The organism is Methylobacterium longum (assembly GCF_022179385.1).
GTDB lineage: Bacteria > Pseudomonadota > Alphaproteobacteria > Rhizobiales > Beijerinckiaceae > Methylobacterium > Methylobacterium longum.
Window position 1 is genome coordinate 125,297 of record NZ_BPQS01000011.1, and the last position, 25,218, is coordinate 150,514.

21 protein-coding genes are annotated in these 25,218 nt (G+C 73.1%); 13 read left to right on the plus strand and 8 right to left on the minus strand.

Annotated elements, in window-relative coordinates; all coding sequences use genetic code 11:
• Nucleotides 1-39 precede the first annotated feature (39 nt).
• The gene (locus tag MFF58_RS12815) at nucleotides 40-1,422 is read right to left on the minus strand and encodes a DNA-packaging protein (RefSeq protein ID WP_238287858.1); all 1,383 of its coding nucleotides are present in this window, start codon (nucleotides 1,420-1,422) and stop codon (nucleotides 40-42) included.
• Nucleotides 1,388-2,038 (minus strand): helix-turn-helix domain-containing protein, encoded by a 651-nt coding sequence (locus MFF58_RS12820; RefSeq protein WP_238287859.1) that lies wholly within the window; start codon nucleotides 2,036-2,038, stop codon nucleotides 1,388-1,390. Before MFF58_RS12820 ends, MFF58_RS12815 begins: the two co-directional genes overlap by 35 nt.
• A gap of 351 nt (nucleotides 2,039-2,389) precedes the next feature.
• Here MFF58_RS12820 and MFF58_RS12825 point away from each other — a divergent pair, with 351 nt between their 5' ends.
• Entirely contained in the window at nucleotides 2,390-3,487 is a 1,098-nt protein-coding gene (locus MFF58_RS12825; protein ID WP_238287861.1) for a sensor histidine kinase, read from the plus strand.
• 209 nt (nucleotides 3,488-3,696) lie between these two features.
• Nucleotides 3,697-4,125, plus strand: coding sequence for a SufE family protein (locus MFF58_RS12830; protein WP_238287863.1), 429 nt, complete (start codon nucleotides 3,697-3,699; stop codon nucleotides 4,123-4,125).
• Nucleotides 4,126-4,153: 28 nt separating this feature from the next.
• On the opposite strand, the gene MFF58_RS12835 is transcribed toward MFF58_RS12830, so the two are convergent.
• The 3 genes from MFF58_RS12835 to MFF58_RS12845 all read right to left on the minus strand — a co-directional run bounded on the left by MFF58_RS12835 (nucleotide 4,154) and on the right by MFF58_RS12845 (nucleotide 7,010).
• The gene (locus MFF58_RS12835) at nucleotides 4,154-5,005 is read right to left on the minus strand and encodes a DUF6456 domain-containing protein (RefSeq protein ID WP_373323340.1); all 852 of its coding nucleotides are present in this window, start codon (nucleotides 5,003-5,005) and stop codon (nucleotides 4,154-4,156) included.
• A 79-nt stretch (nucleotides 5,006-5,084) separates the two neighbouring features.
• The gene (locus MFF58_RS12840) at nucleotides 5,085-5,321 is read right to left on the minus strand and encodes a hypothetical protein (RefSeq protein ID WP_238287865.1); all 237 of its coding nucleotides are present in this window, start codon (nucleotides 5,319-5,321) and stop codon (nucleotides 5,085-5,087) included.
• A 270-nt stretch (nucleotides 5,322-5,591) separates the two neighbouring features.
• Nucleotides 5,592-7,010, minus strand: a complete 1,419-nt coding sequence (locus MFF58_RS12845; RefSeq protein ID WP_238287866.1) for a TadE/TadG family type IV pilus assembly protein — start codon at nucleotides 7,008-7,010, stop codon at nucleotides 5,592-5,594.
• A 577-nt stretch (nucleotides 7,011-7,587) separates the two neighbouring features.
• Here MFF58_RS12845 and MFF58_RS12850 point away from each other — a divergent pair.
• Entirely contained in the window at nucleotides 7,588-9,723 is a 2,136-nt protein-coding gene (locus MFF58_RS12850; RefSeq protein WP_238287867.1) for a S9 family peptidase, read from the plus strand.
• Between the two features lie 45 nt (nucleotides 9,724-9,768).
• Here MFF58_RS12850 and MFF58_RS12855 read toward each other — a convergent pair whose 3' ends face one another.
• Complete coding sequence (locus MFF58_RS12855) at nucleotides 9,769-13,248, minus strand: AsmA protein (protein ID WP_238287868.1); 3,480 nt, start codon at nucleotides 13,246-13,248, stop codon at nucleotides 9,769-9,771.
• A 415-nt stretch (nucleotides 13,249-13,663) separates the two neighbouring features.
• On the opposite strand from MFF58_RS12855, the gene MFF58_RS12860 reads away from it, so the two are divergent.
• The 7 genes from MFF58_RS12860 to MFF58_RS12890 all read left to right on the plus strand — a co-directional run bounded on the left by MFF58_RS12860 (nucleotide 13,664) and on the right by MFF58_RS12890 (nucleotide 20,552).
• Nucleotides 13,664-16,033: an ATP-dependent helicase gene (locus MFF58_RS12860; RefSeq protein ID WP_238287870.1), complete on the plus strand. Its 2,370-nt coding sequence runs from the start codon at nucleotides 13,664-13,666 to the stop codon at nucleotides 16,031-16,033.
• 414 nt (nucleotides 16,034-16,447) lie between these two features.
• The gene (locus tag MFF58_RS12865; protein WP_238287871.1) at nucleotides 16,448-17,164 is read left to right on the plus strand and encodes a PhoH family protein; all 717 of its coding nucleotides are present in this window, start codon (nucleotides 16,448-16,450) and stop codon (nucleotides 17,162-17,164) included.
• Between the two features lie 133 nt (nucleotides 17,165-17,297).
• Nucleotides 17,298-17,543, plus strand: a complete 246-nt coding sequence (locus tag MFF58_RS12870) for a hypothetical protein (RefSeq protein WP_238287873.1) — start codon at nucleotides 17,298-17,300, stop codon at nucleotides 17,541-17,543.
• A 152-nt stretch (nucleotides 17,544-17,695) separates the two neighbouring features.
• Entirely contained in the window at nucleotides 17,696-17,971 is a 276-nt protein-coding gene (locus MFF58_RS12875) for an accessory factor UbiK family protein (protein WP_238287875.1), read from the plus strand.
• A 287-nt stretch (nucleotides 17,972-18,258) separates the two neighbouring features.
• Nucleotides 18,259-18,768 carry a type III secretion system chaperone family protein gene (locus MFF58_RS12880; RefSeq protein WP_238287876.1) on the plus strand — a complete coding sequence of 170 codons (510 nt, stop codon included), beginning with the start codon at nucleotides 18,259-18,261 and terminating at the stop codon, nucleotides 18,766-18,768.
• A gap of 26 nt (nucleotides 18,769-18,794) precedes the next feature.
• Nucleotides 18,795-19,598 carry a pyrroline-5-carboxylate reductase gene (gene proC / locus MFF58_RS12885; protein WP_238287877.1) on the plus strand — a complete coding sequence of 268 codons (804 nt, stop codon included), beginning with the start codon at nucleotides 18,795-18,797 and terminating at the stop codon, nucleotides 19,596-19,598.
• Between the two features lie 102 nt (nucleotides 19,599-19,700).
• Nucleotides 19,701-20,552, plus strand: a complete 852-nt coding sequence (locus MFF58_RS12890) for a TetR/AcrR family transcriptional regulator (RefSeq protein WP_238287878.1) — start codon at nucleotides 19,701-19,703, stop codon at nucleotides 20,550-20,552.
• A gap of 429 nt (nucleotides 20,553-20,981) precedes the next feature.
• Here the strand turns inward: MFF58_RS12890 and MFF58_RS12895 are convergent, their stop codons facing one another.
• Nucleotides 20,982-21,416, minus strand: coding sequence for a response regulator (locus tag MFF58_RS12895; protein WP_238287879.1), 435 nt, complete (start codon nucleotides 21,414-21,416; stop codon nucleotides 20,982-20,984).
• A gap of 196 nt (nucleotides 21,417-21,612) precedes the next feature.
• On the opposite strand from MFF58_RS12895, the gene argJ reads away from it, so the two are divergent.
• From argJ to MFF58_RS12910, 3 genes are read left to right on the plus strand one after another with little or no spacing between them, the layout of a single operon-like run.
• Nucleotides 21,613-22,863: a bifunctional glutamate N-acetyltransferase/amino-acid acetyltransferase ArgJ gene (gene argJ, locus MFF58_RS12900; protein WP_238287880.1), complete on the plus strand. Its 1,251-nt coding sequence runs from the start codon at nucleotides 21,613-21,615 to the stop codon at nucleotides 22,861-22,863.
• The gene (locus MFF58_RS12905; protein WP_238287882.1) at nucleotides 22,860-23,573 is read left to right on the plus strand and encodes an SIMPL domain-containing protein; all 714 of its coding nucleotides are present in this window, start codon (nucleotides 22,860-22,862) and stop codon (nucleotides 23,571-23,573) included. The genes argJ and MFF58_RS12905 overlap by 4 nt, the downstream gene beginning before the upstream one ends.
• A complete protein-coding gene (locus MFF58_RS12910; RefSeq protein WP_238287883.1) occupies nucleotides 23,570-23,998 on the plus strand; it encodes a (deoxy)nucleoside triphosphate pyrophosphohydrolase in 429 nt (142 codons plus the stop codon). The genes MFF58_RS12905 and MFF58_RS12910 overlap by 4 nt, the downstream gene beginning before the upstream one ends.
• A gap of 164 nt (nucleotides 23,999-24,162) precedes the next feature.
• On the opposite strand, the gene MFF58_RS12915 is transcribed toward MFF58_RS12910, so the two are convergent.
• Nucleotides 24,163-25,140, minus strand: coding sequence for a Gfo/Idh/MocA family protein (locus MFF58_RS12915; RefSeq protein ID WP_238287884.1), 978 nt, complete (start codon nucleotides 25,138-25,140; stop codon nucleotides 24,163-24,165).
• Nucleotides 25,141-25,218 lie beyond the last annotated feature (78 nt).

Consider the following 25,218-nt stretch of genomic DNA (forward strand, 5'->3'; position numbering starts at 1 on the left):
AAGCGCGCCGTATTGTTTTGGCGTTCGTCTCAAAGCGTTCTACAGGCGCCTGATGCGCGGTTCCGCGCGCGCCTCCAGCATCAGATGGGTGAGCGCCCAGACCAAAGCGTCGAGCCGATCGGGGGAAGCGTGGCCGGACAGGCCGTCCGGCCCGAAATCGCACAACTCGTCTTCCAGCTCCGGGAACGCCCCGACATGGTGGACCAGACCGCGGGCGTAGAGCAGCGAGACCGGCTCCGCCCGCAGATACTTGCCGCGGGTGGCATGGACCCGCGTCACCGGGACGGCGGGGTCGCACTGGGCCAGCACGGCCGCGGCCATCTCGCCGCCCTGGTTGACCTCGACCACCAGGGCGTCGGCCGCGAGGCGGTGGTAGAGGGCGAGCGCGGTCCCGGCCCAGGCCTGGGGGGTGGCGCGGGCGAGGCTCGCATCGGCGAGCACGTAGGCGTGCCCTCCGGCGCGGCCGGCCGCCACGATCCCGCAGGCATCCGAGCGCGCCCCGGAGGTCGCGGGCGGATCCACCGCCACCACGATGCGGCCCAGCTCCGGCGCGGCGGCGACCCGGGCGGCTTCGAGGGCGGCGCGGTCCCAGAGGGCGTCGTCCCGGTCGGCGATCAGCTCGCCGTCGAGTTCCTGCCGGCCGAGACGGGTGCCGGCGTAGCGCCCGACCACCCGCTCCAGGAAGTCCGGCGCGAGGTGGCCGGCATTGTCGCGGGTTCGGGCGCGGCTGATCACCGTGCGCGGGTCGGCCAGCAGCCGCCGGATCAGCGGCACCGGCCGGGGGGTCGTGGTCACGAGGTTGCGCGGCCGGGCGCCGAGGCGCAGGCCGAATTGCAGCATGTCGAAGGTGGCCTCCGGCCGGCGCCATTTGGCGGCCTCGTCGCACCACGCGGCGCCGAATTGCGGGCCGCGGAGCGCGTCGGGCTCCTCGGCCGAGAAGGCGAGCGCCACCGCGCCGTTGGCCCATTCCAGGCGCCGCCGGCTCGGCGACCAGACCGGCCGGGCCCGGCCGCGCGCCGGCAGGCTCAGGAGGCCCGACGGCCCCTCGACCATCACGTCGCGCACGTCCAGATGCGTCTCGCCGACCAGCGCGATCCGGCCCACCGGCTCCGCCGTGAAGGCCGGATCGCCGCGCGCCAGGGCGTCGACCCACTCGGCCCCGGTGCGCGTCTTGCCGCTGCCGCGGCCGCCGATCACGGCCCAGGTGGTCCAGGGGCCTCCGGTCGAGGGGCCTCCGGTCCAGACGTCTCCGGTCCGGATCTCCCCGGCCCTCGCCGCCCCGGACCCGGGCTCCGGGTCGGCCGGCGGGAGCTGGTCGGGCCGGGCCTGGTGCAGCCAGTCGTCGGCGAGCGCGCGGATCAGCGCCGGCGGCAGGGTCGCGAGGAAGTCAGGCAGCCGCCCGGCCGCCGACAAAGCCAGCATAGCGGCGCGCGAGCTCCGCGCGCAGGGCGGGCAGGTCGGGCTCGGTGTCGCCATCGTCCTCCTCCCCGCCCGCGCGCCGGGCGCCGTCCGCATCCACCGTGTCGAGGAGCCGCTTGAGCCCGCCGAGGTCGCGCAGAACCCGGGCGGAATCGCGCAGGGCCGGCCCCGCGCCGCTCAGCGCCGCGTCGAAGGCGGCGATCTGCCGGACGATGTGGGCCCGCAGGTGCAGCCGTAGGGTCGTCGGATCCGTCGCCGCGCCGCGATCCGGGCGCACCAGCACCTCCGCCGGCAGCCGCAGCGCCGTCCCGAAGGCCGTGACCATCATGTCCGGCGTGAGCCGCCCGAGGCCCAGGGCCAGGGTGACGTCGCCGGGGTCGTTGCCCGGCGCGCAGAGCAGCCGGACGAGGGCCGCCCGGCGCTCCGCCGGCCAGCGCGCGGTCGCCACCCACCGGCGCCGCGGCGGCCTGAGCCAGCCGGCCCGGACGTTCCACGACCATACGGTCCGCGCGGTGACGCCGGTCCGGGCGCTGATCTCGCAGACGGGAAGATTGGTCTCAGCGAGGAGCCGGAGGGCCTCGGCCCGCAACCCGGCCGGGTGAGCCCTGCTTCGGAGCATCGCCGCCTCTCCGCATACGTCTCGACCGTGCCCCGGTGATAGCCCGGCAGCGGCCCGGCGTCAAGCAAGAATTCCTATCACTCGGAGGTTTTAGGATTTTTGGCTCATCGAATGTGCGATGGCGGGGTCGCCGCACTGCGGGTCGGGCCCGAGACCGTGCGGGTCGGGCCGGCCGCCGCCGTGCGGATCCTGCACGCGCCGACCGGTCTCACCGCGATCAACCCTATGAATCAAGGCTCGTTCGGCTGTCCGAAGCCGGAACGGCAATCGGGTCGACACGTTGACCGGCGCCATCCGCACGCAGCCACCTCGTCTCACACACACACAGCCTCAGAGCGAATCGAGTAGAGAATGGTCGGTGAGCCACCAGGGTCCGAAGCGGCAAAGCCGCTGGACGACGGCCCCGCGGGTGATCCCGGGACGGGTCCCGCGCAGGGAACCGCGGAAGCCGCCGCCCTCAGCGACAGCTTCAAGCGCTTCGCCGACGTCGTGCCCCTGATGATGTGGCGCTCCGACAGGGCCGGCCACGCGATCCACCACAACGAGTGCTGGCTGAAATTCACCGGCCGTCCCCTCGAGGAGGAGCTCGGCCTCGGCTGGCGCAACGGGCTGCACCCGGAGGATTTCGAGCGGCACGCCCAGATCGTCGCGAGTGCCTTCGAGGCGCGGGAGCCGTTCACCGTCGAGTTCCGGCTGCGGCGGCACGACGGCGTCTACCGCTGGCTCCTGGACACGGCCCGCCCACTCATGGAGGACGGCCAGTTCCAGGGCTATCTCGGCTCCTGCTTCGACATCACCGACCGCAAGCACGCGGAGGAGCACATCGAGCATGCGCTGGCCGAGAAGGAGGCGCTGCTCGCCGAAGTCTATCACCGCGTCCGCAACAACCTGCAGGTGATGGTGAGCCTGATCGGCCTCTACGGACGGGCGGCGCCGGATGCCTGCCGCGGCAGCTTCGAGGCGCTCGGCCAGCGGGTCCGGGCGATCGCGCTCGTGCAGCAGCACCTCCACGAGGCGCCCCACATCGCGTCGATCGACCTGAAGGACTACCTGTACCGCCTCGCCTCCGGCCTCGGGCAGCTTCGACGGGCGGGGCGCATCAGCGTCCAGGTCGGCGGGACCGGGAACGGCCTCGTCGAACCGCGCACCGCCAACGCCCTAGGCATGATCGTCGCGGAGATCGTGGCCGAGTGCCTCGACGCCACCGCCGAGCACGTCGCCTGCTCGATCGCCATCGACATGGAGGCCCAGGCCGGCGAGCCCCTGCGCTTGGCGATCGTCTCGGGCGTGAGCGAGATGACCGCTTCCGGCCGGCCGAACGTGCCGAAGCTCGGGCCGCGCCTCATCGCAGCCTACGCGGCCCAGGCCGAGATCGCCGTCAGGGGCGATGCCAGCCCCGGCGACCCCCTGCGTCTGACCCTGCCGCCGGTGCATCCCGGCCCGTCGTGAGCGCCGGCTGGGTCATCGGCAGGCCCACGATCCGGCGTCGGGATCGCCACCGCCGGGACCGGGCGGGCGGAAGCGACGATCCGGCAGGGGTCCGGGCCGGATGGTGGCGCGTTGACACCAACACCAACCCCTGCCGCGGCGCCGGGCCCCGTCGCCACGACGGGGCCGGCGGCTTATAGCGGTGCAGATCACCGCGGATCCGGCCGAGCATGCTTCCCCCGATCGACACCATCATCGACAATTTCGAGATCGTCGAGGACGACGACATGCGGCTCGAGTACCTCATCGAGCTCGGCCGCGCCCTGCCGCCGATGCCCGAGGCGGAGCGGACCGACGCGAACCGCGTCCACGGGTGCGAGAGCCAGGTCTGGATCGACACGGGGGTGGAGCGGACCGACGGGGGGCCGCGCCTCGTCCTGCACGGCTTCAGCGATTCGTTCATCGTCCGCGGCTTCGTCGCGCTGATGGTGGCGCTCTACACCGGCAAGACCCCGAAGGAGGCCGCCGAGACCGACGGCCTCGACCTGTTCCGCCAGCTCCGCTTCGGCTCCCACGTGACGTCGAAGCGCTCGAACGGCGTGCGGGCGATGGCCGAGCGCATCCACCACGACGCGGTCCGGCTCGCCGCGGAGGCCTGAGAGCCGCCGCCCGCGGGCGGCGCCCCCGTCAGCCCCGCCACAGGCGCAGGCGCCCGCGTTCGGGCCCGGTGGCCTCCCGCTCCAGCCCGTAATGCTCGGCCAGCCGCCCCAGGGCGATGCGCGCCACGACCTTGGCCGAGCGGGCCGGCCAGCGCCGCTCGACCTCGATCCGCTCCAGGCCCTTCAGGAAGCCGCAGAGGTCGATCAGCAGGCCCGACAGGTCGCTCCCGACCGCGTCGAGGGCGCCGCGCACCCGCTGCCGCGCGGCGATCACGTGGTCGGCCGCGCCGGCCGGGTCACGCGGACCGCCCCCGTCGACCCGGGGGGCGCCGAAATCCGATCCCATCCGGGGCAGCAGCGCGGCGGCGGTCATGTCCCGCCGCAGCCGTTCCCCGGCCTCGAAGGATGCCGGGTCGAGCAGCGGCGCGCCGTCCCGGTCGCGCCGGCGCACCATCCAGGCCAGGGGATTCTCCGCGGCGTTGCGCAGGGTCGGGCCGTCTGCGCCGCCGTCCACGAGGGTGAGGTCGTGATGCTGCGCCGCATACGCCAGGGCGCCCGGCATCGCCTGCCGGCGCAGGCGCGCCCGCCCGGCGGCGGTGATCGTCAGCTGCGTGCCGGCGTCGTTCCACGCCGCCAGGTCGGCCGCGGCGAGGCAGCGGCCGGACGCGGCGGCGAAGCGCCCGCTGCCCACCGAGATCCCGTCGCCGCCCCGCCGGACCAGGAGGGCCTCCTCCGCGAGGGGATCGGGCCGCGCGTAGGCGCCGGCCTCGCCCAGGCGCGTCAGCAGGCGGGCCGCCTCCGCGGGCAGCGCCACCGACGCGCTGGGCGGACGCCCGGGACGATTGACCCGGCCGGATGCATTGACGGGCATCTTGTTCATGATTTGTTCCAGTCTCAACGCAGGACGTCGCCGGGGTCCCATCCTCTCACAACCCGGCCGCGCGTCAAGGTATATTTACCTACGATCCTGGCTCTCGCGGTGCGCCGCCCTGGGCCATGCGGGTCGGGGGCCGGTGCAGGATCTCGGCGATCTCGTCCTCGGACTTGCCGCGGACCTCGTAGCCCATCGCCTCGAACCGCTCGATCAGCGCCGCGCTGGCGACGGCCGAGCGCGCCGCCCACTCGGCGAGGAGGTCGTTCATCCCCTCCAGATCCGGCTCGGGCGGATCGTCCTGCGGATCGGAAATCGCGACCATGACGGCACCTCGGCGTCGAACCGGCGGCCGCCGCGCGGACGCGCCATGGCCGGCGGTTCAACGCCCGAGGTTGGAACGGGCTCCCGTCGCGGCGGGGCGTCGGCCGCTCCGGGATCGCGAGCCGGGCAGATCGAGGGCGGGAGGGGCAGGTCTTCCGGCCGGGACAACCCTCGGCCTTCGACCCAGGCCCGCGGCGGGGCACGCCGCCGCGGGATACCCCGCCGCGGGACGCCCGGCCGATCGTGCCCCGACGCAGCCGCGGGCCGGGGCCTACTGGGTGATCAGGATCTTGCCGCTGAGCGGACCCACGCCCTTGGGCACCGGTACGCTCGTCGCATCGTAGTTGGCGTTGAGGTAGAGGTTCGGTCCCTCGTAGAGATTCACCTGTTGCGCCACCACGACCGTGTAGGCCGACTGATCGGCCACCGGCTGCGTCGCATCGATGACGAGGCGCCCCGTCGGCAAGTAGATCGTGCCGAGCATCAAACGGGCGTTGTTGCTGATGATCCGGTAGATGCGCATCGGTTTGGTTTGCCCGAGCGGCGCCGGGGTCGGCGGGATGCTCACGCCGAGATCGAGGGCATTGGCGATGAGTGCCGGGTCGAGCGGGGCAGAGACCGTCGTCTGCTCGGCCATCAACAGTCCCGCCATCTCCCCCGACGTCGGCGCCGTGAGGCTGATCGTGGTATCCTTGTCGAAGAGCAGGCCGCCCTTGTCGCCGGTGAAGTAGAACCCCACGCCGGACGCGGTCAGCGAGGCCTTGTCTTTCACGATCAGCGGCCCGTCTTGGAAGACGTAGATGCCGGGGGCCAGCGTCACGATGGCATTCTTCTTGATCTGCAGGCCGCCGCAGTATGTCCCCGGGTAGAGCGTCACGTCCTTGTCGATCGTCGCGGTCTTGCCGATCGGCAAGAGGTTGAACGGATAGGGCAGAGTCGCGCAGCTTCCGATCGGCGGGTTGGCACGCCCCTTCAACGGGTCCGCGATGACCGGGCAGCCCGTTTGCGGGGTCGGGGCGAAATTGGCGCGCAGGCCCAGGTAGCCGCCAGCCGAGCAGATCGTGTCGGCGCGGGCCATCGCGCTGTCGCCGCCGACCATCCCGGTCGGGCTCAGGGAGTTCGAGTACAGCGAGCAGCCGTTGGCGGTGACCTGGGCGTTCTTCTGAAGGTTGAAAGCCCCGGGCGCCGCGGCGTCCAACGTGAGCATGCACAGCCGCATCTTGCCCACGACACTGGCCCTGGCCTGCGCCGACACGGTGCGGGCACTCATCCCCAGGAAGCCGCCGAAGGCGAGTTTCACGCTCTCCTGGACCCGTGCCGAGACGCTGGTCTTGTCGGCGGCCACGTCGACCGTCACGGCGAAGGGCTGATCGGGCGACGGCGGCGCGTTGTTGCGTATGGCCTGCTCGGTCACGCCCTGGACGGACGCGATGCTGGAGGCGGCGAGCTTGAGGGTGTTGCCGCCGGTGAGCACGCCGACGTCCACGGCGTTCTGCAACTGGGAGCGGCGGGTGGCCAGATGCGCGTAGTCGATCCCGCCGCCGACCAAGCCGATCAGCACCGTCGAACCGAGGGCGAAAGTCACCGCGACGCCGCCGCGGCGATTTCCGCCGAGGTCGCGTCCGCCTGAGGCGATCCCGCGCAGAACCGCTTCGATGCGCCGGAGCACGACCCCTTCGGATTTCGACATTCCGCTCGCGCCTTGGACGAACAATAGAGCCCAAGGTCTTCGCAGTTACGGATGATGCGGCGGTTAATAGCGCCCACAGCAGTCGCCGCTGCTCCGAACGCGTCGGACTATGCTTAATGCCTCGGGTATCGGGGCCGCGATCCGGGCCCATGGACGGAGGGCCGAGCGGGCGATCCCGATCCTCCGGCCCGCCGGATTTCCGCGGCCGCGGGCCCCCTGTCCGCCGATGGGCCCGAGACCGTCGCGTCCGATCGCCCGGCTCCGCCCGGCGGAGCGCCCCGGATGCGGACGCCGCGGGAGCCGGCAACGGGCCGGGCGCCGCCGCCCGAGCCGCCGGTCCGATCACGTCCGGGGGGCTGAGAGGCCGGGGGGCTGAGTGGCCGGGATGGTCTCGACGCGCCGGGGCGATGCGGCCGAGGGGCGTTCCGCGGGCACCCCGACCCCGTCGTGGCTCCCCGTCGTCGCCCGTCGGCCGCCGCCCCGCATCGCGCCGCCCTGCCGCGCACCACCTTGCATCCCGGCGCCCGGCGGGACACATCCCCTCACCCGAACGTGACGGGACCCGACGGGAGACACGATGACGGAGATCGGCCACGGCCTGCTCGCTCAACCCACCGGCGCGCCGGTCGCCGAGGTTCGGCCGCGGCGCTTCAGCGTCCACGGGCAGGAGATCACCGATCCCTACGCGTGGCTGAAGGCCGAGAACTGGCAGACAGTCCTCAAGGACCCGGCCGCCCTGCCGGACGACATCGCCGCCTACCTCAAGGCCGAGAACGCCTTCGCCGAAACGGCGCTCTCCGGGACCGCGGCGCTGCGCCGGCGGCTCGTCGCCGAGATGCGCGGGCGGATCCAGGAGGATGAGAGCGGCGTCCCGGAGCCGGACGGGCCCTTCGCCTACTACACCCGCCACCGCGAGGGCGGGCAGCACCCGCTGATCTGCCGGCGGCCGTCGACCGCGCCCGATGTGCCCGAGTCCGGGCCGGACCCGGACGAGACCATCCTGATCGACGGCGACCGGGAGGGCGAGGGGCATCCCTTCTTCGAGATCGCCGCCGCGGTCCATTCCGACGACCACAGCCGGCTGGCCTGGAGCGCCGACACCAAGGGCTCGGAACTCTACACGATCCGGGTGCGCGACATCGCCACCGGCCTCGACCGCGACGACCGGGTCGAGGCGACCTCCGGCGAGGCGGTCTGGGCGGCGGACGCGGAGAGCTTCTGGTACGTGGCGGTGGACGCCAACCACCGCCCCGCCAAGGTCATGCGCCACCGCCTCGGCACCGCGCAGAGCGAGGACGAGACGGTCTACACGGAGGCCGATGCCGGCTATTTCGTCCATATCGGCAAGACCCAGTCGGGCACGTTCCTCGACGTGACCGCGAGCGACCACGAGACCTCCGAGGTCCGGCTGCTCGACCGCCACGCGGAGGCCGCGCCCCTGCGCCTCGTCGAGCCGCGGACGCCGCTGCTGATCTACGGGGTCGAGCACCGGGGCGACCGGCTGTACATCCGCACCAACGCGGACGGGGCCGAGGACTTCAAGATCGTCACCGCGCCGCTGGACGATCCGGGGCGCGCGCACTGGACCGACCTGGTGCCCCACCGGCCCGGGGTGATGATCCGTCACCTCCACCTGCTGGCCGGCCACCTGGTCCGGCTGGAGATCGAGAACGCCCGGCCGCGGATCGTGGTGCGCGACCTCGCCGACGGCACCGAGCACAGCGTCGCCTTCGACGAGGAGGCCTACTCGCTGGGCCTGCGCGCCGGGCTCGCCTTCGACACGGCCACGATCCGCTTCGTCTACGCCTCGATGACGACGCCGTCCGAGACCTGGGACTACGCGTGCGACAGCCGGGCCCGGACCCTGCGCAAGCGGCAGGCGGTGCCGAGCGGGCACGACCCGGCCGCCTACGTCACCCGGCGGCTGTTCGCCACCGCGCCGGACGGCGAGCAGGTGCCGGTCTCGCTCCTGCACCGCCGGGACCTGATCCTCGACGGCAGCGCGCCGCTGCTCCTCTACGGCTACGGCTCCTACGGCACGCTGATGCCGGCCGGGTTCCGCACCAACCTGCTGAGCCTCGTGGACCGCGGCTTCGTCTACGCCATCGCGCATATCCGCGGCGGCACCGAGAAGGGCTGGCGCTGGTACCTGGACGGCAAGCGCGAGAAGAAGCCCAACACCTTCACGGACTTCATCGCCTGCGCCCGCGCGCTGATCGCGGCCGGCTACACGGCCGAGGCGCGCATCGTCGCCCATGGCGGCTCGGCGGGCGGGATGCTGATGGGCGCGGTGGCCAACCTCGCGCCGGAGCTGTTCGCCGGGATCGTCGCCGACGTGCCCTTCGTCGACGTGCTCAACACGATGCTCGACGCGGACCTGCCGCTGACCCCGCCGGAATGGCCCGAATGGGGCAACCCCGCCGAGAGCGAGACCGCCTTCCGGACGATCCTGTCGTACTCGCCCTACGACAACGTCGCCCCCAAGGCCTATCCGGCGATCCTGGCGCTCGGCGGGCTCACCGATCCACGGGTGACCTACTGGGAGCCGGCCAAGTGGGTGGCGCGGCTGCGGGCCACCATGACGGGGGGCGGCCCGGTCCTGCTGCGGATCAACATGGAGGCGGGCCATGGGGGCGCCGCCGGCCGGTTCGACCGGCTGGAGGAGGTGGCGCTGATCTACGCCTTCGCCCTCGCGGCGGTGGGGAAGGCCTAGGCCGGCGGGCTCCGGGGCGGGGTCCGACCGCGGGACCGGCGCGCCTCAGGGACGGATTTCGGCGGGCTCGACCGGCTGGGCCGATCCCTCCTGCGCCCGCGCCCGGCGCGTCGCCTCCTCGGCGGCCCGCTCGGCCGCCTTCTCGGCCGCCGCCTTCTCCGCCGCGGCCTTCTCGGCCGCCGCCTTGAGCGCCGCGGCGCGCGCCTTGTCCATCTCGATCCGGCCGCGGCGGCGCTGCCGCTCCACCTGATCGGCCTCGGTGAGCTCGATGGATTCCAGCTCGCGCTGCAGCACGAAGGCGGCGAGCCCGTTCGACAGGGCGCCGACGTCGAGGGTCCGCTCGGGCGCGGCGACCGGGCCCGAGAGCCCGAGCTGGATCATCGGCGCACCGGCGTTCCAGCCCCGCGGCACCGGGCCGCCCGAGAGGGTCCCGCGGGCGTCCAGGCGGCCGGCGCGCAGGTCGTAGCTGAGGGTGCCGGACCAGCGCGCCGCCCCGAGATCGATGTCGAGGGGGCCGGCCCGCAGCACGCCGCCCACGAGGGTGGCGGCGGCGCGGGCGGGGCCGCGCGCCCGCGCGCCACCCTTGGCGAGCTCCTCGGCGACCACCGCCTGAAGCCGGCCCTCGCGCAGCGGATCGTCCATCTCGGCGGCCCGCGCCAGGGCGCGGCCGAGCCCCGCGGGATCGGCCTCCGGGACGGTGAGATCGACGAGCGCCAGGGTGCCGCTGCCCGAGAGGTTCTCGGCGAGGCCGGGACCGGTCTCGGCCGAGGTGGAGAAGCGCAGATCCGCGGTCAGGCGGCCGCCGATCGGGCCGCCGGCGAGCGCGGGGATCGCGACGGCGTCGAGGCGGCCCGCCCCGGAGATCGCCCCGCTGGCCCCGAGGCGCGACAGCGTGGCCGACCCCGCGATCCGGCCCCCGGCCAGCGCCCCGCTCAGGTCCCGCACGGTCAGGCCCGCGTCGGCGAGGCCGAAGCCGAGGGTCGCGTCCGTCGCCACGAGCCCGCGCCCGAGGTCCAGGCTGGCGACGCGAAGGTCGAGGGCGAGGCTCGGAGCCGCGGCCGGCGCCGCGAACCGCCCGCTGCCGTCCTGGGGCAGCACGGTCGCGGCCGCGAGCTGGGGCAGCGACAGGCGGTCGAGGGTGAGGCGGCCGCTCAGGGCGCCGCCGGGCGCCCGCGTCAGCGCCCCGTTCAGGCCCGCGCCCGCGACGCGGCCGTCGAGGGCGGCGGTGACCTCGCCCTTGTCCCCCGACAGCGTGACGGTCAGCTCGGCGGGCCACGCGCCGGGCTGGAGGCGCGCGGCCCCGGCCAGCGTCAGGAAGGGGGCCAGATCGGCCGCGTCGACCCGCAGGACGCCACGGCTGGGCAGCGCGTCGGGCCCGAGGAGGAGCGGCGTCCCGGTGGCGATCTTCAGGCCCGCGACGCTGCCGTCGGCCGTGACCGCGAGGGCATCGCCCGCGCCGCGCTCGGCCCCCTCCCGGCGCCCGGCGCGTTCGGCGCGCAGGCGCAGTTCGGCGGGAAGCTGGAGGCCGGGGATGTCGGGCCGGCCGAACCACGCGCCGGCCCGGGGGCCGGTCAGGATGGCGGTCCCGCCCTCGATCCGCGTGCCGCGGCTCACGAGCGTCAGGTCGAGGGTGCCGCCGCCGGCCCCGCCCTTCGCCTGCGTGCGGAGCGCCTCCGCGGCGCCGCCCTCCCGGTCGAGGGTCACGGCGAGGTCGAGGGGGGCGTCCCGCAGGAAGGCGGGCAGCAGGCGGATGTCGCCGACCCAGACCCGCTCGAGCAGGCCCAGCAGCGGCGCCGCCACCGGGGCCTTCAGGCGGCCGGAGACGCGGCCGGTCCCGTCCGCGCCGATCCGCCCGGACAGCTTGGCGCTGGCGCCCGCGAGGTTCGTCACGTCGAGGCTGTCGACCACGAGGCTGCCGCCGTCGGACTGGATGCTGGCCGCGATGGTGCCGGTCCCGGAATTCGCCGCTCCGAAGCGCACGTCCTGGGCCTCCAGGGTCAGCGCGAGGTCGTGGTCGCGCAGGCTGCCGAGCGTCGTGCCCAGCGGCGGCAGGCCGGCGATGTCGATGCCGCGGGCGCGGATCTGGGCCTCGAACCGCCCGCGCGCGCCGGCCTCCGCGGCCTTGTAGCGGGCGTTGCCGGTGATCCGGGCCTGCCCCAGGGTCAGGCGCAGGTCGCGCAGGGACAGGCTGTCGGCGGCGGCCGACAGCTCGGCGGCCGCCTCGACCCGGCGCCCGTCGAGGAGCGCCGGCAGCGGCCCCTCCAGGCCGAGGCGCCGCAGGTAGCGTCCCAGCGCGTCCGAATCGGGGGCGGTCAGGCTGACCGGGCCGGTCAGGCGCAGGGGCGCCGTCTCGATCTGCCCGCTCGCCGTCAGGGCCGCCTGCGCCGGCCCAGTCACCGAGAGGCGGCGCAGCAGGAGCCCGCCCGCCCGCTCCACCGTGCCGGCGAAGGCGAGGTCCGACCATTCCTCGCCGCCGAGCACGGCGCTGCCCACCGCGAGGTCGAGGTCGAGCATGGCCGGGAGGCCGCCGGCCCACCGGGGGGCCCCGCGGGCGATCAGGGCCTGGCCCTCCGGCGAGGCCAGGAAGGCGTCGAGGTCGAGGCGGCGGGCCTCCAGGCTCAGCCCGGCGCGCCACTGGCGCAGGTCCAGGCGGCCGGTGCCGCCGAGCCGCAGCGCCCGGCCGCCCGGATCGACCGCGAGGTCGACGTTCTCGAACCGCACCTGGGTCCCGCGCGCCTTGAAGCCCCCGCCGATGGAGAACGGCAGGTAGGTCCCCGCGGCCTGGGTCGGCGGCCCGACGACGAGGCGGACCGTGCCCTCGGCCTCGACCAGGGAGGCCCGGCCGGCCTCCGCGGGGGCGAGGCCGAACCGCGCATCCGCCTCGAAGCGCGGATGCGCGTCGCCGCCGCCGGAGATCTTCACGGGCAGCCGCCCGTCGGCCCCCGGGGTGCCGCTGACGGCCCGGAACGGGAGGCCGCCGCTGGTCCCCTCCGCCCGCCACGGTCCGACGAGGGCCGGCGCCTGCAGGGTCAGGTCCTGCACGTAGAGCTGGTCGGTCCGGCCCGTGGCCGGCACCTGCGTGGTGATGAGGAACTGCTGGACGTGCAGGGCCTCGATGGCGAGGTCGCGGGCGCGCAGGGCCTCGCCGAGGTCGGGGGGCAGCTTCACGGCGTCCGGCCCCGCGGCCGGGAGCCTGATCTCGGCCCGGCCGATCCGGGTCTCGGTGAAGCGGAACTCGCCCTTCAGGAGCGGCGCCAGGGCGATCTCGGCCTTGACGAACCGGGCGTCGAGGGACGGCCGGTCCGGATCGGTCCCGAGATGGAGGCGGTCGACGCGCAGCCGCGGCGACGGCAGGAGGCGGACCTCGATCCGCCCGTCTGTCCGGGTCGGGATGCCGAGGGAGCGGGCGAGCGCCCGGTCGACCAGCGCGCGGTGGGCCTGCCAATCGACGAAGGGCGGGACGGCGAGCGCCGCCACGAGAACCAGGATGACGGCGCCCGCCAGCGCGGTCAGAAGATCACGCAATGGTCCCGTTCCGCACTCATGTCCGCGCGGGGCTGCCCCGACGCCGTCCCGCGTGCCCCGCGGGCAAGCCGCCACGGCCATAGCACGATCAGGCGCGCAGGGCGCCAGCGGCGAAGTCTGCGATCCCGCCCCTGTGCCTCAGGCGCCGCAGTCGCTCCGGCGCCGCCGGCGGGCCCGGACTCGGCGGCGCCGCCCGCGCGGGATCCCGGCGCGGCAGCGGGCCCCGACTCCGGTCTGCGCTGCGCCGCGCCGGCATGACGGGGCATCCCCGTGACCGGGATCGGCCGCGACGGTCTCCGAACCGTCGTTCTCGGCGCGCCGACGGCCCGCGCCTCCCGACTTCGCGCACCGCCGGTTGCAGGCGTCGCGCCCAAACCACCTCGACGCCGTTCGCGATTTGGTCCAGGGATGCGGGATGCAGAATAACCCGCATGCGCAGCCCGCCGGGGACGGCGCTCCCGCCTCTTCCATCGCCGCCCGCGCCATGGGCGCGCTCCGCCGCGACGCCGCCGGCTACCTCGACGGGCTCAACCCCGAGCAGCGCCACGCCGTCGAGACCACGGAGGGTCCGGTGCTCGTGCTGGCCGGCGCCGGCACCGGCAAGACCCGGGTGCTCACCACCCGCATCGCCCATCTCATCTCCACCGGGCGGGCACGCCCCTTCGACATCCTGGCGGTGACCTTCACCAACAAGGCCGCCCGGGAGATGAAGCACCGGATCGGCAGCCTGATCGGCCCGGCCGGCGAGGGCATGCCCTGGCTCGGCACCTTCCACGCCATCGGCACCAAGATCCTGCGCCGGCACGCGGAACTCGTCGGGCTGAAATCGGACTTCACCATCCTGGGCACCGACGACCAGCTCCGGCTGATGAAGCAGGTGATCGCCGATCAGAACGTCGACGAGAAGCGCTGGCCGGCCCGCGCCCTGTCGCACGCCATCGACGGCTGGAAGAACCGCGGCCTCTCCCCCGAGCAGGTGCCGGCCGGCGAGGCCGCCTCCTTCGCGTTCGGCAAGGGCGGCACGCTCTACAGCGCCTACCAGGCCCGACTGGCGACGCTGAACGCCGTCGATTTCGGCGACCTCCTGCTGCTCTGCCTCAAGCTCTGGCGCGAGAACCCCGACGTCCTGGCCAATTACCAGGACCGGTTCCGCTACATCCTGGTGGACGAGTACCAGGACACCAACGTCGCCCAGTACCTGTGGCTGCGCCTGCTCGCGCAGAACCGCAAGAACATCGCCTGCGTGGGCGACGACGACCAGTCGATCTACGGCTGGCGCGGCGCCGAGGTCGACAACATCCTGCGCTTCGAGCACGACTTCCCCGGCGCCGTGGTGGTGCGGCTGGAGCGCAACTACCGCTCCACCGGCCACATCCTGGCGGCCGCCTCGGGACTGATCGCCCGGAACGAGAGCCGGCTCGGCAAGACCCTGCGCACCGACGACGAGCCGGGCGAGCGCGTCACCGTGACGGGGGCCTGGGATTCCGAGGAGGAGGCGCGGCTGCTCGCCGAGGCGATCGAATCGCTCCAGGTGAAGCAGCACCCCCTGTCGGAGATCGCCGTGCTGGTGCGGATCTCGGCGCAGATGCGCGAGATCGAGGACCGGTTCGTCCAGCTCGGCCTGCCCTACCGGGTGATCGGCGGCCCGCGCTTCTACGAGCGCGCCGAGATCCGGGACGCCCTGGCCTACCTGCGCGCCACCGTGAACGTCAGCGACGACCTCGCCTTCGAGCGGATCGTCAACACGCCCAAGCGCGGCCTGGGCGACGCGACCCTGCAGCAGCTCCACACCTACGGCCGGGCCAACCGGCTGCCCCTGCGGATCGCCGCCGAGCGCCTGTGCGAGACCGACGAGCTGAAGCCCCGGGTCCGCTCGACCCTGCGGGCGGTCACCGAGAGCTTCGCGCGCTGGGCGCGGCTGATCGAGTCGCAGCCCCACAGCGAGGTCGCGCAGACCATCCTGGAGGAATCCGGCTACGTCGAGATGTGGCAGAAGGACCGCTCGGCCGACGCCGCCGGCCGCCTCGAGAACCTGAAGGAATTCGTCCGCTCCATGGAGGAGTTCCCCGACATGGCGGCGTTCCTCGAGCACGTCTCCCTGGTGATGGAGGCCTCCGAGACCGAGGGCGCCGACCGCGTCTCCCTGATGACGCTCCACGCCGCCAAGGGGCTCGAATTCGACACCGTGTTCCTGCCCGGCTGGGAGGACGGCCTGTTCCCCAGTCAGCGGGCGCTGGACGAGAGCGGCCGGGCCGGCCTGGAGGAGGAGCGCCGCCTCGCCCATGTCGGGCTGACCCGGGCGCGCAAGCGCGCCAAGCTCTCCTTCGCGGTGAACCGGCGGATCCACGGCCTGTGGTCCTCGACCATCCCGTCCCGGTTCATCGACGAACTGCCGGAATCGGCCGTCGACGTGGTCGAGGCGCCCGCCCATTTCTCGGCCGGCGCCTCGCGGTTCGACCGCAACCCCACGCCCTTCGGATCGAGCTACGGCACGCCCGGCTGGCAGCGGGCGCAGGCCAACACGGCGGCGGGCGGGCGCGGCTTCGGCTCGGTGCCGGGCGGCCGGGCCGGCGGATCGACGGGCGGTCCGCGCCAGATCGAGGGCGAGCTGATCGCCAAATCCACCGGCACGCCCTCGGCCTTCCAGGGCGGCCAGCGGGTCTTCCACACCAAGTTCGGCCCCGGGACCATCGCGGGCGTCGACGGCAACAAGCTGACCGTTGACTTCGACAAGGCCGGCCGGAAGATGGTCCTCGACAGCTTCATCCAGGCTGGATCGAGCTAGTCCCGCCGACCAAGCCCGGACGTCCCAGGGCGGCAGGGTCGGCCGGCTTCGCCCCTGCGGGCGGGGAGGTCGTGAGATCGTGCCGGATGCCGCGCCATCCCGTCTCTCCCGGCCCCGGCCTGTTGCACCCGCGCCAGCATCGCGGCTTCTTCCCACCGTCCGCCGCCACCGTCACCCCGTAGTCACACCCCGTGCGCCATCGTGCGGCGCGAAGCACGCTGGTGCGGCAGTTGCATCGCGTAATCGGTCGCGTTCGGCACGTCGTAACGCTCTCCACAGGCCGACGAGCGCGGCGCGGAACCTTCGGTCAGGGGCCGCTATTTAGTTCCGCAAGCGAGTATATCCAGGAGCACGCAGGTAAACGGCAGTTCAGAGACAGATCCAGGTTGGCAAGTCCCGTTGGAGTGTACATCCATGAAGAGACGCCGCGCACGACTTGAACTGGTTGAAGACCGCACGTCCCGCATTCACCGCACGCGCTTCGACGAAGAACGCAACCTCGCCCCGATCCAGCCGCTCACGGAACGCCAGGCCGAGTATCTCGACGCCCTGGCCCGCTCGCCGCAGGTGATCGTCCTGGGCCCGGCCGGAACCGGCAAGACCTTCATCGCCGGCACCCGCGCCGCCGACCAGCTCCGCCAGCGCCGGATCGCCAAGGTCGTCATCACCCGCCCGAACGTGCCCTCTGGCCGGTCCCTCGGCTTCTTCCCCGGCACCCTGGAGGAGAAGATCGCCCCCTGGGTGGCCCCGCTGACCGAGGCCATGAAGGAGCGCATGGGCGAAGCCGCCTTCGAGATCGCCCTGAAGACCGGCGACATCGAGATCGTCCCCTTCGAGGTGATGCGCGGCCGGACCTTCAAGAACTGCCTCGTGATCCTCGACGAGGCCCAGAACACCACGGTCAACGAGATCAAGATGTTCCTGACGCGGATCGGCGACGACTGCCAGGTCATCATCAACGGCGACGTCTCCCAGACGGACCTCCGCGAGACCTCGGGGCTGCGCACCGTGATGCACATGATCAAGAGCCGGATGATGCCGATCCCGGTGGTGGAGTTCACCCGCAACGACATCGTCCGCTCGGGCATCTGCGCCGAATGGGTGAAGGCGTTCGAGGAAACTAATCTCTGACCTAACAGTTAGTGGCGGCGGGTCCTCGACGACCCGCCGTGCCGGCCCCCGGCACGAGACGGCTCTCCGCACCTCCCGTCCGGGAGGATGAACCGGGCACCATACCCGGCCATCAGAGAATTGGAGTCTCCTCGTGAGGAAACTGACCTTCGCCTTCGCCGTGCTGTCCAGCCTCGGCGCCGCCGCCCTCGTCCAGCCCGCCTCGGCGGCCCCCGTCATGCCGGGCGCCGTCGCCGCTCCCGACGCGGTCACCCAGGTCCGGATGACCCCGATGGAGCACCGGATGATGCACCGCCGCATGGAGCGCCGGATGATGCACCGGCGGATGGAGCGCCGGATGATGCGTCACCAGATGCACCGCCGCATGCACCGTATGTGATCGTCGGTCGATGATCGGCGGCGGACGGGGCCCGATCGGCCCCGATCCGTCGCCATCGGGCGTTGCTCCGGCCCCGGAAGATTCCTATCTCCTCGCCTCGAATCGCGCAGTCAGGCGGCCGACGCGGCAGCCGGCCGATCCGGGAGACCAGGATGCCCCCCTCCAACCGACTGTTCGACGACCTCGCCCGCCTGATGACCGACGCCGCGGGCGCCGCCCAGGGTGTTCGCCGCGAGGCCGAGACCGTGGTCAAGGCCCAGATCGAGCGCGTCGTCCGCGACCTCGACATCGCGTCCCGGGAAGAACTCGACGTGCTGCGCGACCTCGTGACCAATCTGCAGGCGCAGAACGAGGCCTTGTCGGCCCGCGTCGCCGCCCTGGAGGCGAAGGCCGGCAGCGCCGCCGCGGGCCTGAGCGAGGCGGTCTGAGTCCGCCCGGCAACGCCCGGGGCTTTTACACAGGAAGCCGCGCCGACGATCCGGTTTCCTGTTCACTGAACCGGGCCTGCACTTTGTGTCGCGAGTCACGGCCGGTCTATAGTGGGCATAGGGTGATTCGGGGGCTGCGGGGCGATGTCCGCGGAGCTTTGACAGTCGATCGCGTCACCTCCGGTGCAGATCTGCCGGTCGTTCCAGTTCTCGGAGCGTTCTCGCTCCGGTTTCGCGTCACCGTCACTTCGGGCCTGGACATGTCCAGGCCGTCCTTTTGGATCGTCATGCCGCTTCTCAACGTCGACTTCCACGACCCGGACCGGAACGAGCATCCGCTCGACGTCGTCGAGCGTCTGGCGTCCCTGCGCGACTGGATCTTTGACCGGGCCGAGACCGACGAGATGTCGGTCACGAGCCCCGGTCGGTGGACCGACTACAACATCGCCTTCACGTGGATCGAAGACGTCGAGGCCCTGCACGTGGCCTGCGCGTTCGACCTGAAGGTGCCGGAGCGGCAGCGGACCGAAGTGATGCGCCTGATCGCGCTGATCAACGAGCAGCTCTGGGTCGGCCATTTCGATCTCTGGTCAAGCGACAGCGTGGTGATGTTCCGTCACGCCCTCCTCCTGACCGGCGGGGTCGTCCCGACCCATCCGCAATGCGCGACCATGATGAAGAGCGCGGTCGACGCCTGCGAGCGGTACTTCCAGGCTTTCCAGTTCGTGCTCTGGGCCGGCAAGAGCGCCCGCGAGGCGCTGGACGCCGTGCTGTTCGAGACCGAAGGCGAGGCGTGACGGCGCCGGGCCCTTCCGGGGCAGGGATGCCCGCGTCCCTGATGCTGGCCGGCGCCGGCAGGATGGGCGGGGCGATGCTGGCCGGATGGCTCGAGGCCGGGCTCGATCCGCGCCGCACCACCCTCATCGATCCCGTGCCCGCCCGCGAGATCGTCGATCTGTGCGCGCGGGACGGCATCGCCCTGAACCCGCCGGATCCCGGGCCCTGCTCCGTGCTGGTCCTGGGGATCAAGCCGCAGGGCCTCGCCTCGGCCGCGACCGGCCTCGACCGGCTCATCGGGCGTGACACGCTCCTCGTCTCGATCCTGGCCGGCAAGACCGTCGCGGACCTGCGCGACCGGCTCCCGCGGGCACGGGCCGTCGTCCGGGCGATGCCGAACCTTCCGGCCAGCATCGGCCGGGGCGCCACCGGCGCGTACGCGTCCGCCGAGGTCACGCCCGACCAGCGCGGCGCCGCGGAGGCTCTGTTCAGCGCGAACGGAGCCGTTGCCTGGCTCGGCGACGAGGCGCAGATTGATGCCGTGACGGCGGTCTCGGGCTCCGGTCCGGCCTACGTCTTTCTCCTCGTGGAGGCGCTGGCCGAGGCCGGCATCGCCGCCGGACTCGACCCGGCGGTGGCGCGCACCTTGGCTCGGGCGACCGTTACGGGCGCCGGCGCGCTCCTTGAGGCGAGCCCGTCCGAGGCCGAAGAGTTGCGCCGCGACGTCACCTCGCCGGGCGGCACGACGGCGGCGGCCCTCGACGTCCTGATGCGACCGGATGGACTCGCCGCGCTGATGCGGGAAGCCGTGGCGGCGGCCAAGCGTCGGGCGGGAGAACTCTCCGGCTGAGGGAACACCCGTCCGTGCGGCATGGCCGCGCGACGGCCCTGCCCTTCGCCGCCGCCCCGCCTACATGAGAGCCGACGACCGGCAGGAGCGGGCGACAGACTCATGACCGAAAGCAAAACCCCGTCGAAGCGGATCCGGAAGGCTGCGACCCCCTCCAAGGCGAGCACCGTTGGCGCGAACACGACACAGGACGGCATGATCCAGGACGACATGATCCAGGACGCTTCGGCACACGGAAGCGCGGCCCAGGAGAGCGCCGCCCGGAGCGAGAGCCCGGCTAAGCCCTCGCCCCGGGAGGCTGCCGTCGAAGCCCTCATGCGACTCGCGGCGGAACAGCCCTGGAGCGACATCGAGATCAGTGACATCGCCCGGGAAGCCGGCCTGAGCCTCGCGGAACTTCGCGACCTGTTTCCCTCCAAGGGAGCCGTGCTCGGCGGCCTGACGCGGATCATCGACCGCAAGGTCTTGGAAGGGGATCTCGAAGGCCTTGAGGAAGAGCCGACCCGCGAGCGCCTGTTCGACGTGCTGATGCGCCGCCTCGACGCCATGGAGCCCTACAAGCCCGCCCTGCGCCGGATCGCCTACGCACTGCGCGGCGAACCGCTCTCGATGCTGGCGATGAACGGCGTGATGCTGAACTCGCACCGCTACATGCTGGCCGCCGCCGGGATCGACACGGAAGGGCCGCTCGGGCAGCTCAAACTGCAGGGTGTGGTGATCGCGTTCGCCCGTGTGACCCAGGTCTGGCTCGACGACGACGATCCGGCCCTGGCCCGTACCATGGCGCGGCTCGACAAGGAGATCCGCAACGGCGAGCGCATCATGGAGCGGGCGGAGGACGTCCGTCGGCTCACGGCGCCGCTGCGCGCGTTGGGGCGCTCGTTCCTGGATCGCCGCCCGCGCGAGCGCCGCGGGCGAGACGGCGACGAGACGGATCCCGCCGCCGCGATCTGAGGAGGGTCGCGGTCTCGAGCCGGTGCCGCCGATCTGCGACTGGCGGCCCGGATGTCATCCAGAAAGCCGTCGACCGCGCCCGGGACGTTCATCACCTGCACAGGCCGCCCCCCGGTCTTACCGGCGCTGCCTCCCAGGCGTCGGGCCCGCGACGCGATCCCGGCCGACGGAGAGGTTGCAACACCGCAATCGAAGCCCGGGCCGGCGCGCGTGAAAGCGTCCCCTGCCGGAGGCCGTCCTCCTGTCGTGGGTCGTGGCGCGGCATGACCGTGACACATCGAACCCGCGCCAGCGTCGCGCCACGCGCCGTCGGGCAGACGGGATTGGGCCGGCCGAGTACCGTCTCTGCCGCCGCGCGGGTCCGCGCCGCAATCCCTTCAGACCCCGACAGTGCAGTGCGCGCAGCCCGGCAGGGGCTGGAAAACCGCTTCACGCGGCGCGATTGGCCAGGGCTTCGCGCATCGTGCTGGCGATCAGACCGTTCTGGAACTGGTCCCGCGGGACGAGAAGCGCGTCGGGAACCGCGATGGTCGCTTTGCGGTCGAGGGCATCGACCGGATTGCTGGCGAGGACGATGCGCAGGCCGGGTCGCAGGGCGCGCGCTTCGAGCGCCAGCTGCGCGCAGCACAGTCCCCCCTGCAGGGCGGCGTCCACCACCAGCACGTCGACGGGCAGTCCCAGGGCCAGGACCGTCATTGCGTCCACGCCGCGGTCGCAGGCCGTAACCTGATAACCCAGCATCCGGACCTGCGCGGACACCTCATCGCGCCAGCGTTTGTGCCGGCCGACCACCAGAACCTGGATCCGATAGCAGCTCCCCTGAGGAAGCTTGCCGGAGTCAGTCTCGATGTCGGCTTGGGGCATTCCGCACTCGACTTCGCGCTGGCATTGCGATGCAGCATGCTAATCTGGGATACAATCCGGGCGCAAGTCCGCCGCTTCGAAGCAGGCCGGCATCACGCGTTCGTCGGATGGGCGCGCGGTTGACGGCGCCGGGGGTGCACGGGCAACACCGGCCGGCCGCGGAGACTCACGCCGCGCGCTGCCGGAGCCCGAGCCGATGTCGTCCGCGAAATCCCCGCCCGTCTCTCCCTTGGCGCCGACGGCGAACCCCACGCTTCCGCCCGTGCCGGGCGTGCGCATCGCAACCGCCCAGGCCGGCATCCGCTACAGCGGCCGCACCGACGTGCTCTACGTCGCCCTGGAGGACGGCACGAAGGCGGCCGGGGTGTTCACCCGGTCGAAATGCCCATCGGCGCCGGTGGATTGGTGCCGCGAAGCCCTGACCGACGGCGCGGCGCGGGCTCTGGTGGTGAATTCCGGCAACGCCAATGCCTTCACGGGGCGCGCCGGCCGCGAGGCCGTGGCGCGCACCGTCGCGATCGCCGCGGCGGCGGCGGGCTGCGATTCGCGCGCGGTGTACGTTGCCTCCACCGGCGTAATCGGCGAGCCGCTCCCTGCGGAGCGATTCGAGGGCGTGCTCGCGGCGTGCGCGGAACGGGCCGAACCGGGGCCGGCCGCCTGGGAAGCGGCGGCCCGCGCCATCATGACGACCGACACCTTCCCGAAGCTGGCGACCCGGACCGCCGAGATCGCGGGGGTGCGCGTCACGATCAACGGCATCGCCAAAGGCGCCGGCATGATCGCGCCCGACATGGCCACGATGCTGTCCTTCGTCTTCACGGATGCCGCTCTGTCCCAGGACGTGCTGCAGGCCCTGCTGTCGGCGGGGGCGCGGACGAGCTTCAACTGCGTGACCGTGGACGGCGACACGTCCACCTCCGACACCCTGATGCTCTTCGCCACCGGCAAAGCCGGCAACACCACGGTGTCCGACCCCGCGGACCCGGCCCTCTCCGGCTTCCGCGAGGCCCTGGACAGCCTTCTGATCGAGCTGGCCCAGCTCGTCGCCAAGGACGGCGAGGGCGCGCGCAAGTTCGTCACTGTGCGGGTCACGGGCGCCGAGAGCGACGCCTCGGCCCATCGCATCGCGATGTCCATCGCCAACTCGCCGCTGGTCAAGACCGCGGTGGCGGGCGAGGACGCCAACTGGGGCCGCGTGGTGATGGCCGTGGGCAAGGCCGGCGAGCCCGCCGACCGGGACCGGCTGGCGATCTGGTTCGGGGACGTCCGGGTGGCCGTGGAGGGCGCACGGGACCCCGCTTACAGCGAGGCCGCCGCGAGCGCCGTGATGCGCGCGCCGGAGATCGGCATCCGGGTCGATCTCGGCCTGGGTGACGGCACCGCCCGCGTCTGGACCTGCGACCTGACCAAGGCCTACATCGAGATCAACGGGGATTACCGCTCGTGAGGGCCGTCCTGGTCGGAGCCATCCTCGTCTCGGCGCTGGCGGCGACGGCGCGGGCCGATGACGCCGCGTGCCGGCACCAGATCAGCGTCGTCGGGCGGGCCGCGGAAGCGCGGGCGCCGGACTTCGCCGAGGTGACGGTGGGCATCGAGGCGCGCGGCGCGACCGCGGCTGCCGCCCTCGATGCGGCCTCGAAGGCGGTCGCCGGCGTCTCGGCCCAGGCGCGGGCCCTCGGCGTGCCGCCGGCCGACATCGGCACGGCTGCCGTGACGCTGCAGACGGCCACGCGCTCCGTGACGCGGCCCGGCGGGGCCAGTGCGGAGGAGCCCGACGGCTACCGCGCCAGCAACCTCGTCAGCGTCCGGCTCAGCGACATGGGGCGCCTGGGCGACCTCCTGCGCCAAGCCCTCGACGCCGGGGCGAACCGGATCGACGGCGTGAACTTCGGGCTCCGCGATCCGGATAGGACCGAATCGACCCTCCAGACCGCCGCGGCGCGGGATGCGCGAACCCGGGCGGAGGCGATGGCCGAGGCGGTGGGCGCCAAGCTCGGGCCACTCTGCGCGCTGAGCACCGCGGGCGCCGCGCCCACGCCCATGATGGCCCGCGCGCTCCCGGCGCCCATGGCGGCGAAGGGACGGCGCGTCCCGATCGAGGCGGGCACGATCGAGATGTCCGCCGAGGTCTCGGCCACCTTCGCGGTGACGCCGTGAGCGGGCCGGAACAGCCGCCGCTGCGCCTCCTCCTGGTGGTCGCCGTGGCCCTGGTCGACGCCGACGGCCGGGTGCTGGTGAGCGAGCGTCCGCCGGGCAAGCAGCTCGCCGGCCTGTGGGAGTTTCCCGGCGGCAAGGTCGAACCCGGCGAGCGCCCGGAGGCGACGCTGATCCGGGAACTGGCGGAGGAACTCGGTATCCGGGTCGAGGAGCCCTGCCTGGCGCCCCTGACCTTCGCCAGCCACGCCTATTCGGACTTCCACCTGCTGATGCCGCTCTACATCTGTCGGCGCTGGTCGGGCACCCCGCGCCCGATGGAGGGTCAGGCGCTGAAATGGGTCCGCCCCAAGGCGCTGCGGGATCTCGCGATGCCCCCCGCGGACGCGCCGCTGATCCCGTTCCTGATCGATCTCCTGGAGGTCTGATCGGGTTCCTCCGGACGCAAGGTTGATGCGGCCATGCCCGTCATCACGAGCGAAGCGACCCGGGTCAGCGCGACCTCGGATCTCCGGGTACGGCACAGGCCTGCTGCGCGGCCCCCGCAGGGGCGGCGCAGGGCTTCAGCGGAGGTCGGGCGGGGCGCCCGCCGTCACAGGGCCAGGATGCCTTCGACCGCCTCCTGGACGTCGAGCGCCTCCGCGAAGGTGGCGAGGTGGTGAGACTGGCCGCGGGCCATCCGGACGACGCCGTCGAGCTGGCGCCGCAGCGTGATCGGCCGCAACCGCTCGTTGGGGATCGCGTCCGGCTCCGGCGCGAAGGACCCGTCCGGCCCGCGGCGCTCGGCGATGGCCCAGTCGCGCAGCCGGACGGCGCCCGCCTCGCCCTCCAGCGTCCAAGTGTTGTGGTCGTCGGCCCCGGTGCCGCCAACCCGTCCGGTCAGGGTCACCGGGACCCCGCCGGCCGTGAGCGTCACGTCGATGGCGCGCTCGGACCGGCCGGACTCCGGGAAAGCGACGCGTCCCTCGAGGCCCTGCAGCGGCCCGAGGAGGCGGCGGGCGAGGAACAGGAAGTGCGAGACGACCTCGCGGGTGAAGCCGCCCTCGGCGCGCCCGTCGAGCCAACCGGCCGCATCGGCCTGCCAGGGGCGCGGCCAGCGCGCGAAGGCCACCGTGATGGCGAGCCGCTCGGCCTGCCCGACGACGCCGTGCGCGATCCAGCGCTCCAGCGCCGCCACCCCGGGCGAGGAGGCGAAGGGGAAGTTCACCGCGCCGGCCTCGCCGGCCGCCGCCACGAAGGCGCGGGCCTCGGCGCGATCGATGGCGAGCGGCTTCTCGCAGAAGATGGTTCGCCCCGCCTCCAGGGCGGCGCGGGCATGGGCGAGGTGCGAGGCCGGCGGCGACGCGACGTACACGCAGGCGCTCGCCGCCACGACGGCGGCGGCATCGGCCACGCGCGGCACGCCGGGGAAGGCCGCGGCGATGCGGGCCAGGGCCTCCGGGGCCGGATCCCAGATCGCCGCGACGCGAACGGGCGAGTCCGGCGCCCCGTGGATCGCGTCGAGCAGGCGCTCGCCCATGATCCCCGCGCCGATGATCCCGAGGGCGAGGCGTTCGTCGGTGGCCGGCATGCTGGGTCCCGCGGGTGATGGGCCGCGATCCGCGGTCCGCTGCAGCCTTTAGGGAACCGGCGGGAGTCAGGGAAGGGC